10 protein-coding genes and 1 CRISPR repeat array (1 of these 11 only partly in view) are annotated in these 13,824 nt (G+C 69.5%); of the genes, 2 read left to right on the top strand and 8 right to left on the bottom strand.

Annotated features, from left to right (window positions below):
* Positions 1–941: direct repeats of the CRISPR family, unit length 25 nt; unit sequence CTGCTCCCCGCACCCGCGGGGATGG; it begins 185 nt to the left of the window's first position.
* 169 nt (positions 942–1,110) lie between these two features.
* Together ACFYOP_RS33095 and ACFYOP_RS33100 are read right to left on the bottom strand one after the other, a co-directional pair.
* The gene (locus ACFYOP_RS33095) at positions 1,111–2,340 is read right to left on the bottom strand and encodes an MFS transporter (protein WP_356899073.1); all 1,230 of its coding nucleotides are present in this window, start codon (positions 2,338–2,340) and stop codon (positions 1,111–1,113) included.
* Between the two features lie 294 nt (positions 2,341–2,634).
* Complete coding sequence (locus ACFYOP_RS33100) at positions 2,635–3,228, bottom strand: hypothetical protein (RefSeq protein ID WP_388453856.1); 594 nt, start codon at positions 3,226–3,228, stop codon at positions 2,635–2,637.
* Positions 3,229–3,907: 679 nt separating this feature from the next.
* On the opposite strand from ACFYOP_RS33100, the gene ACFYOP_RS33105 reads away from it, so the two are divergent.
* On the top strand, positions 3,908–5,134 hold the full coding sequence (locus tag ACFYOP_RS33105; RefSeq protein ID WP_356899070.1) for an IS256 family transposase: 1,227 nt from the start codon (positions 3,908–3,910) through the stop codon (positions 5,132–5,134).
* A 972-nt stretch (positions 5,135–6,106) separates the two neighbouring features.
* Positions 6,107–6,709, top strand: coding sequence for a thermonuclease family protein (locus ACFYOP_RS33110; protein WP_356899069.1), 603 nt, complete (start codon positions 6,107–6,109; stop codon positions 6,707–6,709).
* Between the two features lie 283 nt (positions 6,710–6,992).
* Here the strand turns inward: ACFYOP_RS33110 and ACFYOP_RS33115 are convergent, their stop codons facing one another.
* From ACFYOP_RS33115 to ACFYOP_RS33140, 6 genes are all read right to left on the bottom strand, one after another.
* Positions 6,993–7,364: a fic family toxin-antitoxin system, toxin component gene (locus ACFYOP_RS33115; RefSeq protein WP_356899099.1), complete on the bottom strand. Its 372-nt coding sequence runs from the start codon at positions 7,362–7,364 to the stop codon at positions 6,993–6,995.
* Positions 7,365–7,366: 2 nt separating this feature from the next.
* Positions 7,367–7,624 (bottom strand): hypothetical protein, encoded by a 258-nt coding sequence (locus tag ACFYOP_RS33120; RefSeq protein ID WP_356899068.1) that lies wholly within the window; start codon positions 7,622–7,624, stop codon positions 7,367–7,369.
* Positions 7,625–7,626: 2 nt separating this feature from the next.
* Positions 7,627–8,067: a DUF6584 family protein gene (locus ACFYOP_RS33125; protein ID WP_356899067.1), complete on the bottom strand. Its 441-nt coding sequence runs from the start codon at positions 8,065–8,067 to the stop codon at positions 7,627–7,629.
* A 772-nt stretch (positions 8,068–8,839) separates the two neighbouring features.
* Positions 8,840–9,595 carry a barstar family protein gene (locus ACFYOP_RS33130; RefSeq protein WP_356899066.1) on the bottom strand — a complete coding sequence of 252 codons (756 nt, stop codon included), beginning with the start codon at positions 9,593–9,595 and terminating at the stop codon, positions 8,840–8,842.
* Positions 9,596–9,713: 118 nt separating this feature from the next.
* Positions 9,714–11,681, bottom strand: coding sequence for a hypothetical protein (locus ACFYOP_RS33135; RefSeq protein ID WP_356899065.1), 1,968 nt, complete (start codon positions 11,679–11,681; stop codon positions 9,714–9,716).
* Between the two features lie 124 nt (positions 11,682–11,805).
* A complete protein-coding gene (locus ACFYOP_RS33140) occupies positions 11,806–13,776 on the bottom strand; it encodes a serine/threonine-protein kinase (protein WP_356899064.1) in 1,971 nt (656 codons plus the stop codon).
* Between the last annotated feature and the right edge of the window lie 48 nt (positions 13,777–13,824).

A 13,824-nucleotide genomic window follows, 5' to 3' on the forward strand; every position in this document is an offset into this window, starting at 1 on the left:
GCTCCCCGCACCCGCGGGGATGGTCCCACGAGCAGGCGCAGCAGGCCACCGAAGGTGGACTGCTCCCCGCACCCGCGGGGATGGTCCCGCGTGCTCCACCGACACCGGCTCAGGCTGCCGCTGCTCCCCGCACCCGCGGGGATGGTCCCGTGGGGGCGACCGATGGCGGGAACAACACGATCTGCTCCCCGCACCCGCGGGGATGGTCCCGCGCACCTCCATCTCGATTACGTCGGGCACGCCTGCTCCCCGCACCCGCGGGGATGGTCCTTTTGCGGACGACGGGAATGACAGTGTTTTCGACTGCTCCCCGCACCCGCGGGGATGGTCCCTCCATCGCCCACGCCGTCCTCCTCGCCTGCCACTGCTCCCCGCACCCGCGGGGATGGTCCCTACACCCGGACAGGTGGCGCCCGATGACGACGCTGCTCCCCGCACCCGCGGGGATGGTCCCGGCAACGTGCACCTGCGCCTCGGGTCCTTCACCTGCTCCCCGCACCCGCGGGGATGGTCCCAGCTACGGCGCGTCCAACCCGGAAGGCGACCACTGCTCCCCGCACCCGCGGGGATGGCCCCCAGCAGGACACGATGCTGACGTCCTTGCAGGCCTGCTCCCCGCACCCGCGGGGATGGCCCATCTCCCCGAACCGGTCCTGCGACCTCTTGTCCCTGCTCCCCGCACCCGCGGGGATGGTCCCACCAGGGCGTAGGTCTTCAGGAACGACGCGTTCTACTCCCCGTACCCGCGGGGATGGTCCCATCTGCAAGATCGCCGACCTGCCCGACCTGTACTGCTCCCCGCACCCGCGGGAATGGTCCCCCGCCGTCAGGGAACCCGCCGATCGGACCGCCCTGCTCCACGCACCTGCGGGGATGGTCCCCGTCCACGACAGTCCGGCAGCGTCACCGACCCTGCTCCCGGCATTCGCGGGGATGGTCCCGACGGGTCGAGCCGCTCCATCAGGCGGCGCTCCTGCTCCCCGCACCCGCACCCGCACCCGCACCCGCACCCGCACCCGCAGGGATGGTCTCACCATGACCGCCGGCGCCCCCGCGGCGGCCGACTACGCCGCCGACGTCAGCCGTCGCGATACCCCGACCTGACCCATTTCATTTCTGACGCAGGCGACGGATCGGCTTCAGGGAGAGACCCACCGTCCCTGCGGCGCCGACACCGACCGCGCACACCGCCACAGCAATGGTCGCCCCCTGGGCGTCGGCGAGTGCGCCAAGTGCGTTGTTGCCCACCACCAGCGCCAGACTCTGAACGAGCATCAGCAACGCCTGCATCCTGGCCAGGTGCGTGTCCGGGATGTTGGTCAGCACCAGCGGACTGATGTGGCAGGCGAACATCCCGGAGCCCGCACCGACCACGATTCCTCCGGCCACGGCTACGGCGGCTGTCTCAGCCATGGCCACCGCAGCGATTCCCAGCGCCGAAACACACAGCCCCAATGCCGCACCCACGCCTATCCGGCCCAGGGTGCCCCGCCGCGAGACCACCAGCGCCACCGCGACCATCCCGAGGCTCTGACCACCGGCGACCAGGCCGGCCACCTCCGCACTCCAGCCCTGCTCCCGCGCCAGGAGCGGGTTCAGCAGGGGCACCACCGGCAGGAGGAAACACGCGGCAGCGGCCGTCAGCAGCAACGCGGGCCGCAGGACTGGATCCCTCACGGCGATCCGCACCCCGTCGACCGCGCCCGTCAAGAGACCCTCCCCGCGAGGGGACCGTTCGACGTCGAAGGCCGGCCGGACGCAGACGAGCATCACGAGGACGATTGCGAAGGTGCCCGCATTGGCGACCGCCGCGCCGGTCAGCCCGGCGGCCGCGACGAGTACGGCGCCCACCGGAGCCCCGAGCAACGAGGCGATCTGGCCGCCGGCCTGCTGCATGGCCAACGCCCGGGGGAGCTGGTCCTTCCCCACCAGACGGCGGGGCATGGACCCGGTGGCCGGCAGATAGAACGCATCGACAGTGCCGATCACGGCGGCGACCATGACGAGGAGCCAGGGAGATGCTCCCAGGCGCAGACCCACCAGGGCCAGTATGAGCGTGACCGTGAGCATCACGGCGTCCCCGATAATCATCACCCGGCGAGCGCCGAACCGGTCACCGACGGCACCACCCAGCAACAGCAGCAAGGTGCGCGGAAGGGTAATAGCGGTCAGGACCAGAGCGCCCATCCCGCCACCATGGGCACTGGCGGCCCAGCCGAGCGCGAAGTACAGGACAGCATCACCGAGCAGTGAGGCACGGGTGCCGAAGAGCCAGACGAGATACATGCGAGGAAGGGCCGGGCGAGCTGAGACGGGTCGGGCGGTGTCGAGGGCTGCCATGGCCGCTGACGCTAAGGCCCTCAAGTAACTCGAGGGCAAGCGCCTCCGGCGAGATCAGGGCACACGCACGTTGCCCGGCGCCCGAGATATGCCGCTATGTGACACCGCGTCAAGCAGCAGGACGGACCCATGAGGCAGGCTCGGGCACATCCCGAGCCATTAACCGCGAGTGGATGACACAGCCCAACAGCACCCCTCACCGCCCCCGCTGACCTGCGAACCCAGTTACCAACCGCTGGTCGGTGGATCGCGGCCTTCGCTTTGGGGTGCGAGCAAGTCGGTTCCGCTTGGCGGTCAGGCGGGAACGCCGGCCCGATCCAGAACGGCGGCCATCTCGTCCTCGGGAAGCGCCGGGTTGGCACCCGCGCTGGAGGCCAGTTCGGGGACATGGAGGGCCTCGCGGAGCCGGTGGAGCGGGAGGCGCGGGTCGCGGGCCGCCGCCTGACGCGTCCAGACGACAGGGTCGTGGCTGAGCCGTTCTATCAGCTCCGGTGTGGCGGCCGGGTCCCGTACGGCCAGTCGGCGGTAGTTCCCGTCGGGGTGGTCCGCGTAGTGGGCGGCGAGGCCCTTACGGGGAAAGCGGGGGTGCGTCTCCGCCATCCAGGCGGAGAACGTCCCGCCAAGCCTCGCGTACACCCGCATCAGGACCTCCTCCGGGGTGTCGGGGTGGTGAATGCCCAGGCGGTTCTCCACCACCGGGTCCTCGACGCGTGCGAGCAGCCGCAGCAGGTCGGGCGGCAGATGGGGGCTCCGGGCGGCGGCACGTCGGAGCAGTGGGTGAGCGGAGGCTGCGGCCCGACGCAGCACCTCAGGGTCGGTGAGCCCCTCCCGTACCCATTGCACGCCGTCGCCCCTGTCGAGGTCCCCTGCCGTGAAGTCGATTGCCATGCGCGTGTCTCGTCCAGCTCGGGGCGCAGGGAGACGGCGAGCCGTACGTTCTCGTCGGGGTCGACGGCGAGCCGCTCCACGAGGTCGGCGGGCAGCGACGGGTTCTCGGCGAGGGCGGCCAGGTGTGTCCGCTCGGCGACGCACCGCTCGGCGTCGGCGCGGAAGAGAAGCCCGCGGCGCAGTGCCTCGGCGGCGGACTTCGGGTCGCGGAGGAGTTCGGCGGTGACGCGTGCGTCCCGTCGGCACTCCTGCAGCGCGGCGGCCTGTCGCACCTCGGGGTCGGGGTCGGCCAGCAGTGCCGACCGCTCGCCCGCCGACAGGGCCTCCCATGCATGCACGGATTCCCGGCGCGCTGCCGCACGGTGATGAGTGGCCATCGACGCCACGAACGACGGCGCCAGATGGGGCGAGTCCAGCAGTGCCGTGCGGACGGACGGCGCGGGGTCGTCGAGCAGGTGGACGCACACAGCGTCCGGGAGCGGCGCGACCTTTGCGCGCGGATCGTACGCCTCGGGTCCATATGCAAGAGCTGCCCGCACCTTGGGAGAAGGATCGTCCGCGAGCCGGGCCGATGGTGTCCCGCCGAGTGGTGTAGCAGCGATCTTCGTATAGCCCCTGGCCATGAGGCGGCCATCGCGCAACTCTCCGAGTAGCGAAGCTCGTTGAGAGAGGTGACACGATGGCCTTGTCCCAGCATGACTTACTCCGGCTGATGGAGTCACTGCGTACGGCGGACGGAATCGAGTTGATCAGGGTCCTGGCCCAGCGGATCCTGCAGGAACTCATCGAGGCCGAGGCCACCGCCCACATCGGCGCGGAGCCCGGCGAGCACGCCGAGACACGTACGACCTGGCGCAACGGTCACCGCGACAAGGTGCTGACCACGCAGGCCGGGGACCTGGACCTGGCGATCCCCAAGGTCCGCACCGGCAGCTTCTTCCCCAGCCTGCTCGAACGCCGCCGCCGTATCGACCAGGCCCTTTACGCCGTCATCGTCGAGGCATACGTCCACGGGGTGTCCACCCGCAGCGTGGACGACCTGGTCAGGGCCCTGGGAGCGGACACCGGCATCTCCAAGAGCGAGGTCTCCCGGCTCTGCGCCGGACTGGACACCGAACTCACCGTCTTCCGCACCCGCCCGCCGGACCACACCCGCTTCCCTTACATCTACCTGGACGCGACGTACTGCAAGGCCCGGGTGAACCACCAGATCGTCTCCCAGGCCGTGGTCATCGCCACCGGCATCACCGAGGACGGCGGACGCGAAGTGCTGGGACTGATGGTCGGCGACAGCGAGACCGAGGCGTTCTGGAGCGAGTTCCTGCGCTCCCTGCGCGAACGGGGCCTGAACGGGGTCCGCCTGGTCATCGCCGACCACCACTCCGGCCTGGTCAAGGCCGTGCGCAAGGTCATGCTCGGCGCCGGCTATCAGAGATGCCGCGTTCACTTCCTGCGCAACGTCTTCGCGGTGATCCCGAAGGACTCCGCGGAGATGGTGGCAGCGACGATCCGCACGATCTTCGCCCAGCCCCACGCCGCAGCCGTCCGGGCCCAGCTCGACACCGTCGCCGACATGCTCGGCCGCCAGTTCCCCAAGGTCAGTGCCATGCTCCTGGAAGCGAAGGAGGACCTGACCGCGTTCGCGGACTTCCCTGATCGGCACTGGAAGAAGATCCAGTCGACCAACCCGCTGGAACGGATCAACCGCGAGATCAAACGCCGGACCGACGTCGTCCAGATCTTCCCCAACCCAGACGCCCTCGAACGACTCACCACCGCCGTGCTCATCGAGATGCACGACGAGTGGATCGCCTTCCCCCGCCGCTACCTCCCCGAAGGCAGCATGGACAAGATCTACCCCAACAACGATCAGATCGGTCCGGCTACACCACCACAGGGGACATGACCGCCGGGCCCGCTGTGCAGGCTCCGCCCTGGCGCTCATGGCGAAGTCGATCCGGGAGCCCGGGTTCGGGTGGGCCAGGATCAGCGCGACGGCCGGCTCAGGGAGTCCGGCCCGCTGAAGAGCGTCACGGGGCGGACGGTCGCCGTTCCCCTTGAAGGCGAGCAGGCGCAGTAGCAGCGGTGTCGGCAGCGCCGAATTTCGGGCGACTCCGTCCAGCGCGGATGCGTGGAACGCCACCATGATTCCCCTACCCCCTGTGTCTTCCCCGATTGGTCCGCGACCATGATCTCCCGCATGCCCGTCAGGAACCGCCGCACGGCACCAGCTGTTCGGCTGGGTCTGCGCTGTCCGGGTACCAGGAATCCCGGCCATGCCGAGTGACATCGGATCCTTGTCATGCACGACACCTGTCGGCCACCGTTCCGCCGGTCCTTGAGACGTTGACCAGCACAGATGCCCATCGAGGGGAGGGTGCCTAGGTCACCAGCCCAACAGAACTGCCTAGTTGAAGGCAAGCGGCCAGTAGACGGCTGATCTTGGCCGGTGCCCCCATGGCCCGTCGGGAGACGGCCCAGCAGGGCCAGTAATGTACTGGTAAGGAACCTTCCACCCTTGGAGGGCGTCATGTGCCCTTCTCCGCCGCCCGACGCCAATGCCTGGCGCGACCGACCCTGGCGACCCCGCCGGCGAAACCCGCGCGGTCCCAGAGGGCCCAAACGCATCAACCATCCCTGGATTGCCGCGGTCCTGGTAATTATCGGCCTTCTCCTGGGCCTGGGCGGCCTCGGGGCGCTGCTCGATGAGGGCCAGGAGCGCACCTCCGGCACGGCTGCGCCGACGGAGACCTCTGCGACGCAGCCGTCCGACAAACCTCATCACGATTCGCCCGCAGGTACGACGAAGCCGCCTGCTGAGCCCTCTGATGGCTCCGCGGCCACAAAGCCGAAGTCGCCCTCGACGGCTCCGCCGGGCGTGGTGGTGCTCCGCATCATCGACGGTGACACCGTCGAGGTACGTGGCGACGGCCGGGTCCTGCCGAAGGACGCCGTGGCCCGGGTGCGGCTTCTGGAGATCGACACCCCGGAGCGCGGTGCCTGTTTCGCCGACGACGCCACCGCCCGCACCACCACGCTCCTGCCGCCGGGCAGCCGCATCCACGCGGAACGCGACGTCGAACTCACCGACCCCTATGACCGGTACCTGCTGTACGTATGGAACGAGCAGGGCACCTTCGTCAATGAGTCCCTCGTCCGCAGCGGCCACGCCAAGGCGGTCCTCTACCCGCCCAACGACAAGTACTGGCCCAGGATCTCTGATGCCGAGGAGGCCGCCCAGCAGGCCGGAGCCGGCCTGTGGACCGCATGCCCCGAGCAGCCGGAGACCTCCATCGTTCCCCCGGACCGGCCCGACGCGCCTGCCCCGGACACCCCGGCACGCCCAGACCTCCCGGACGGACCTCCCCCAGGCGCCCCAGATGTGGACTGCCCGGACCTGCCGGGCCCCGTCTGGGTCGGCCCCGACGACCCGCACCGCCTCGACCGGGACGGAGACGGCATCGGCTGCGATGCCAACTGATCCGCCCAAACCGTGTCGGACTGAACCAGTTCACCCGGCTGACTATCTGCATGATCAGCCCGCACGCCGCGCTCTGGCCCCGGGCTCCCCACGGATGAGTCCTCCGCCTTCCGGACACCCTCACCGAGACCGAGCGACTCCAGCTCACCGTGAGGAGGCACCTTTCGAGGATGGTCCCGTCTACCCGCCGTCGCCGGACACTGCTCCGCACCCGCGGGGAGGCCCCGCACGGGGCACACGTGCGAAGGAGGCCACTCATGTCCGCGGAGAGCAACTGTGCCTGTCAGGGTCGCCAGGTGCGCAGCAGTGCTGCGATGCGTGTGGTGGTGCAGTTCGGGTCGTAGAGTTCGCCCGCCAGCGCGGTGAGCTGCTCGCGTGTCGGAGTGGTGGGGATGCCGCTGGCCTCGAGGTACATCGCGGCGACAGCGCAGGCGACGGTGAGGTTGGAGTGCTCCAGCCAGCGCAGTCGGTCCAGGGTGTGGACCAGTGCGGCGGCCCGTGCATATGCGCCGCCGTAGACGGGGGTCTCGAGGAGCTCGGCTCGATGTCGTGCGACGGCGGCGATCGGGACGCCGAGGTCGTCGGGGGCGGGGTCGCGGTGGCCGGCGCGTTCGGCGACCTCGAGGATCCAGGACAGGTCGACGTGCAGGGCCATGCTCACGCAGCGGCACCCCGGGGCGCTGGTGAGTGCTGCGCGTCGAGGTCTGCTTCGACGGCGTTGAGAAAGGCGCCGTGTTCGTCGAGGAGACGCTGGGCGCTCGCCATGCCGGCGGCCCGGGTGCCGGAGGTGTCCTCGGCGATCAGCCGTTCGATGTAGCGGTTGAAGTCCAGTCCTCGGGCTGCTGCCGCGTCTTTTCCTGCGGCAAGGACGTCCGGTTCCAGCCGGAGCTGTGTCTGCTTCTTTGTAGAGGCCACACCTACCAAGGTAGCAGGGTGGTAGCAAGCTGGCGAGAGCGGGACGCGGCCGTCCCGGTAGAGGCGGGGTCGTCCCAGTCGACGGGGTGCCCCACCTCCTCGGCGCAGGCGGTCCGCACCGCGACCAGCTGCCCCTCCGCGAAAGCGGCGGCGGCCTTCGCCTCGGGGCCCTGGCAGGCGAGGGCCTTCATCCGCCACCCGGGAGACCCGTATCGCGCCTCGAAGGCGGCGGTCTCGTCGGCGTTCCGGTCCTCTTCGAGGTACATCCAGCGTCCAGTCTCGGCGGCGTCGCCGTAGAGCCGGTACACCTCGGCCAGACGACGGCGGAGCGTCAGGTCGTGCGGGAAGGACGAGATGAGACCGCGCAGGCGCTGGCGCGCGACGGGAACCCGGCCAGAGGCCAGGTCTGCATCGGCTCGGACAAGGGTTCCTCTCAGGGGCATGAACGCATGATCGGGTACCGCACTGGCCTACGTCGACCTGGTTTTGCCGCTCGCTCTCAACGGCATCGGCTGAACCTCACTGAGACGGGACGCCGCCAGTTACGGGACAGCCCTTGGGTCGCGACGTAGTCCCAGTAGCCGCCAGTGAGGTCGTAACTCCCCCGGACTTCGGGGAAATCCGGGAGGGCAGCCGAGTAATCGGTCAGCCTGGCCGACCGAGGGCCCACCAGCTGGCCTTCTTCCCTCCTCTCCCCCCGTGCCGTCGACCGACGCTCACGGTAGGCCGCCTGTCTGCACGCCGCGGAACAGAAACAGCGAGGACGTCCCATCTGCTTCTGGGGGAACGGGGGCGAGCTGCACCCCGAGCGTTCGCATCGGTGCGCCGGCACCTCCGCAGCAGCGGCCCAGACCTCGGCACTGTGACGGGGACTGGCGAGCTCCTGGCGGAGCGCGGGTCCGTACTTCGACATACGGACCCTGTTGAGCAAGCCGCTGACCCGGGCGGCGGCTATCGCGACCTCAGCGTCGTCGAGGCCGGTGAACGAGTTGACCACGCCGTGCAGAGTACCGGCGCATGCCGGTCTCCGTAACCCTCAAGCGATCAAGAAAGGGTGGCACTACGTCTGCGGCGCCCGGCCAGCGCGTCCACCGCCACGAGGTCCCTCGCCCGGCAAAGCGCTCCCACCTCCGGATTGCCATGACACGTCGGCCGTGTCTGTCGGTGAGTTGCTCGTGGTGTCGTGTGCGGGTCACTTCCGTCGCTTGTTCTGTGCTATCTCAGCGTTACGTCGATGTCGAACTCTTTGAGAATTCCCATGATGGACTTGGTGAGCGAGGAGCCCATCCTCTGTCGGGAAGGGGCTGATTCGCGCCATAGTACGTCAAATCGATTGCCGCTTGCTGTGGATGAGGTGAGGCAGTCAGCGAGCCCGTCCAGAGTGGATCCGAAATATCCTCCCACGCCGTTCACTGATTCGCCGAGTTCGCAGTAGAAGCTGCTTTCGTTGAGGATCTTGCTGCCGTCGATGGTGCAAAGCGTTCTGGTGTCGTACCTTGTGGCTGTGCGCCCGGCTGTGAACCATGAGTTCTGAACCACGTGGAGCCAGCTTTCGTGCGCCTCTGCGGGGTATTCCATCCATTCCCCGTGGCGGAGCGGGTCTTCGGAAGCCCATCGACGCCAGATCGCTCCTGCCGCGGGGTGGGGGCAGGTGTAGCCGTAGAAGGTGGCTAGGAAGCCGGCCTGCCCGGCGCGTGCCCCGCCAGGCAACTCGGATCGCAGGCCAACGCGGCCGATGTAGTAGGAACCAACCCTTGCGCCAGTGGGATTGACCACGCGCAATTCCACGTCTGTGAGGTCCTCGCCCACGCGGACTGGCTCTTGTGCCGAACCAAGAATAAGGACGCTCTCTGGTTTGACGCGATCCGGATCAACGAAGAACCCGTTGATCTCGTGTGCCGCGATAATGACCCTGTCGGACTCCTCCTCTACCAGGCGATAGATCGGATGGGGTGTGTCATGTTCGCTCACTTCGTGTCTTTCGGTTGGTGGACAGGGGAATCCTCCACGGAGTGTGGAGAGGTGCGGGCAGCGTCACCTCTCCACGCTCCGTTGCTGTAGGCACTCTCCTACGGGGAGCCAGAGTCACTCACCACCCGGAGTCCGGGAAGTGCGGTGCGCTGAACGGCTTGATTGTCCGGTAGTGGTCGTTCGTCCACCCCATCACTGTCCGCCCGTCGGGCAGAGTCTTCACCAGGATTCGTGCGTCGTCACCCTTGGTGCCGGGAACTCGATACTCCAAGGCCCCCGCCCAGCGCCTTTCGTGAGCCGCCCTCCCCTGGAACACCTTCTGCGCCCCTGTGGCAGGGTCTGTCTGAGGAACACCCCTCCCGGCCTTGATGTCGTCATAGGCCTTCACGAAGTGCTTGGACATCCCCTGCGGAAGCGGGTCAGAAAGCTTCCCGTCGGGGCACTTGCCGTTGCGAACAGGTGTGATGACACCGGTCGCCGGCATCCGGCCAGTGATCGTGGTGAGGTGGGCGCTGAAGGTGCGAGCCTGTGAGGCCGGCGGCGGGCCGGGTAGCGGGGTCCCGGGGGCGATCTCCCCTGTGACGGGAGTGCCGGGGGCGCCTTGGGGCGCGGTGTTCGGGCGCGTGGGGCAGTTCGCGGTGTCGCGTTCGCGTTGGACGCGGTCGACAAGTTGTCTGACCTCGAGCGCGGCGAGGGCGCGAGCGTCGACGAGGGTGTTGGCGCGCAGCGGAATGCTGTACCGGACGGGCCGTCCGCCGTTGGCTCGGGACTGGGCCTGGGCCTTGGCCCTTTCCTGCGCGGCCACGGAGGAGTAGACGGCGCCGGCGCCCGGGTTGGCGCAGCGGAGGCTGCCGGAGACGCGTTCGCCGGTGACGGGGAACGTGCCGTGGCTGCTGGTGCACGAGCCGGCGGGCCGGCCGCCGATGGTGAAGGTGGCGCTCAGTACGGCGGTGACCTTGCCGCCGGTGACGCGCTGCTCTCGGGCCTTGGCGGAGATCTGGCCGGTGAAGCTCTGATCGACGGAGCAGCCTCCGGCGCCGCAGCTCAGCTTTCCCGAGCCGTTGAGGGTGAAGTTGATGCCGCGGTCGGTGGCGTCCTTGAGCTGCTTGGTGCGCTCGAGCAGGTCGTCGAACATCGGCTTGACGTCGTCGCCGGTGAGGGGCGTGAGGTCCATGCCCTCGGCCTGGCCCCCGGCGAGCGGTCCGGTGGTCACGCGCGGGATCTCGGTCGGTGTCTCGCCGTTGCGGTACTGGTCGAGGGCCTCGCGCGGGTCGTAGGACTCCAGGCGCAGTACACGGTGGGGCAGGTCCTTAGTGACCAGCAGCCGGCCGGCCGGGGTGTTCACGGCGCGCGCGGGTGTCCCCTGCACACTGCGGGGCCGTTCCTCGGCCCGGGACGCCGGAGTCGGGTTCTTCGCCACCTCGGCCAGGGCCTTGGTCAGGACGTCCGCGAGCTTCGGCGGGGGGAGGGTGCGGTCGAGGGACTCCTTGACGAGGGTGGAGCCGTCGTCCAGGCCGGCCATCCACGCGCTGGGCTTCTCCCGGGCGCCGGACTCCGCCCCGGGTCCGGGGGCGGGGTTCTTCTGCCAGCGCAGGAACGTCTTGCCGCCGACGCTGAGCAGGTCCCGGTCGTGTCGGCTGTTGCCTGAGCCGGTGGTGCCGTACTTGCTGCCGCCGGCGGTGACGGTGATCTCGTTCTCGGTGATCCCGAAGGCGGAGGTGTCCTTGTAGCGCAGGCCCTCGGCGGTCGCCAGGTTCTCAACGGCCTCCTGGAAGGGCTTGAGGTCCTGACGCGGCGTCTGGTTCTGCTGCGCGGTCCCGTCAGAGCCGCCGCCGGACCGTTCGGGGCTGTTGCGGCCGCCGACGAGTCCGGCGCCGGTCACCACCAGGGCACCGACGACCAGCGCCAGGACGAGGGTGAGGGCACCACCCAGCATCAGCCAGGCACGCTGTCGTCCCGGCCGGGTACGGGCGTGCCGGAGTCCGGGACCGTCCGGCGGCGTCGGCGGGTAGGCGGGTGGCGGCGGTATGGCCGGCGGCGGTGGAGCCGGTGCGTGGCCGTCCGGGGGAGGGGTCGGCTCGTCCATCTGGTGCCTCCTTGGGCTGAGTGGTACGTCGCCTGGTGAACCGTCGTTCTTCCGTAGGGAGGGTGTGCCTCTGACGAGGCCGCCGCCGGGGTTCTCGCGGCGCCGCTTCGTGGGACGGCGCGGCTCAGGCGACGGCGGCGCAGATCGTTCCTCTGCCGCCGTGGATCTCCCAGGCGTAGTCCAGGCCGCAGTTCCCGACGGTGCCGGATCCGACGCTCGTGATCCGCATGATGAAGTCGTACTTGACCGGCGCCCTGCTCGCGTTGCAGTCCCAGATGGTCATCAGGTTCGCCGTGTTCGGGCGCCGGTCCTTCGCGGTGGCGAGGAAGCACTGGCCCGTACGGAACTGCCGCTCCAGGCACAGCACCGTGCGCGTGAGGTCGTCGTTCGTGTGCGACCAGGAGGTGCGCCCGCCACCCGACTCGCACCTGTCGGAGTCGGCCACCCCGGTGACACGTACGTACGCGGTCAGCCAGCCGCACGGCACGGTGTGCGGGGTGTCCTTGCTCCATCTGTCATAGCCGTCGTCGTGGACGTTGAGGCAGTTCCCGCGCCGAACCGCCGCGAACGCCCTGTCGCGAGGGTCCGGCTCTCGGGGCGGGGGCGGGGTGTAACTGTTGTCGACCGAGCCGTAGCCGCCGCCGGTGCTGCTCCCGCTTGTACGGGTGTTGGTGGGGGCGGGGTCGGGATCAGGGGCGGGGGCGGGGGAGCTCGACGAGCTCGCGTTGTCGTTCCGCTCAGAAATCAGCCCGTTCTCCCGGGCGTACGCGAACCCGCCGATGACCGCGGCGAGCAGCAGCATGAGCCCGGTGCAGGCGGCCACCGACCGCAGCGCCTCACGCCTGCGTTCCGCCTCCTTGCGCCTGCGCTCGGCTTCCTCTCGCCTGCGCTCCTGTTCCGCCCTGCGCAGCTGTTCGCGCCGCTTCGCCTCCTCACGTTCGCGCTGCGCGCGCGCCTGCCTCGCACGCTCCTCTCGTCTCCCCTGCTGCACGCGCCGGCGGAGTTCCTCCTGGCGGCGCCGCAGAGTCTCCGCGACGTACCCGAGTCTGGCCCGACGCTGCGGGGTTCGGGCGGCGTCCCGCAGCTGTGTGTCCGCCTCGCGCAGTTGCGTGTAGGGGCGGGTGGGCAGCGCCGGCAGTACCTGGGTGAGCAGTCGTTCCGTCGCTGTCTCGTTGCTGGGGGCGGTGTCCCGCAGGCGCCGGCCCTCGGCCTCGTACGCTTCGATCAGTGCCATCCAGTGTGGTGGCAGCGATTGTTCACTGCCTCCCGGAGGGACGGTCCGGTCCAACTCCGTCAGGAGGTCGGGGAGGTGCGGGCGCTTGGCGGGCACGGCGGCCAGGCAGGGTCGGATCAGCGGGGCCAACTCCCTGGGCATTCCCTTGAGCGTGAGGTCGTTGTTGTCCACGAGGGCGCGCAGTTGGAGCATGTTCTCGGTGTCGCGGTAGGGCGGGCGACCCACGGCCAGGTAGAAGAGCGTCGCGCCGAGTGAGTACACGTCCGATGCCGTGGTGGACGCCTGACCGCGTGCCTGCTCCGGTGAGCTGAACGCGAGAGTGCCTAGCGTCAGGGCGGTCCGGGTGAGGTCGTACGCGTGGGAGATGCCGAAGTCGATGAGGCGCGGGCCCGCCGCGGGTAGCAGGATGTTCTGCGGCTTCACATCCCGGTGGATGACGCCTTCGTCATGCAGGGCGATCAGGGCGCGCGCGGCGCCGGCCGCCACCCAGCGGACGGCGGGGACCGGCAACGGGCCCTGTCTGTCGACGAGTTCGGAAAGCGGGGGAGCCGGTATGTAGTCGACAGCCATCCACGGGCGGGCGTCCGCGAGTCCCGCGTCGCGTACGCGCGCCGTGTAGACGCTGTCCACCCGACGGGCCAGCTCCACCTCGCGTGCGAACCGCTTGCGGTCGCCGGGGCTCACCGTGCCCGCTGCGATCGGCGTCTTGATCGCGACGAGGTGGCCGCCTTCGCCGGGTCTGCCGGACCGCCCGAGATAGATCCGTCCCATTCCGCCGGAGGCGATCCGCCGCTCGATGCGGTACGCGCCGAGCTGCCGTGGGTCGTCCGGACCGAGTGGCAGCAGCCGTGTACCGGTCATCACGTTTCCCTTCGGATACTGGTACGGCGCCCCTGCCGCCGGAGCCGG

The organism is Streptomyces sp. NPDC006294 (assembly GCF_042870895.1).
Lineage (GTDB): Bacteria > Actinomycetota > Actinomycetes > Streptomycetales > Streptomycetaceae > Streptomyces.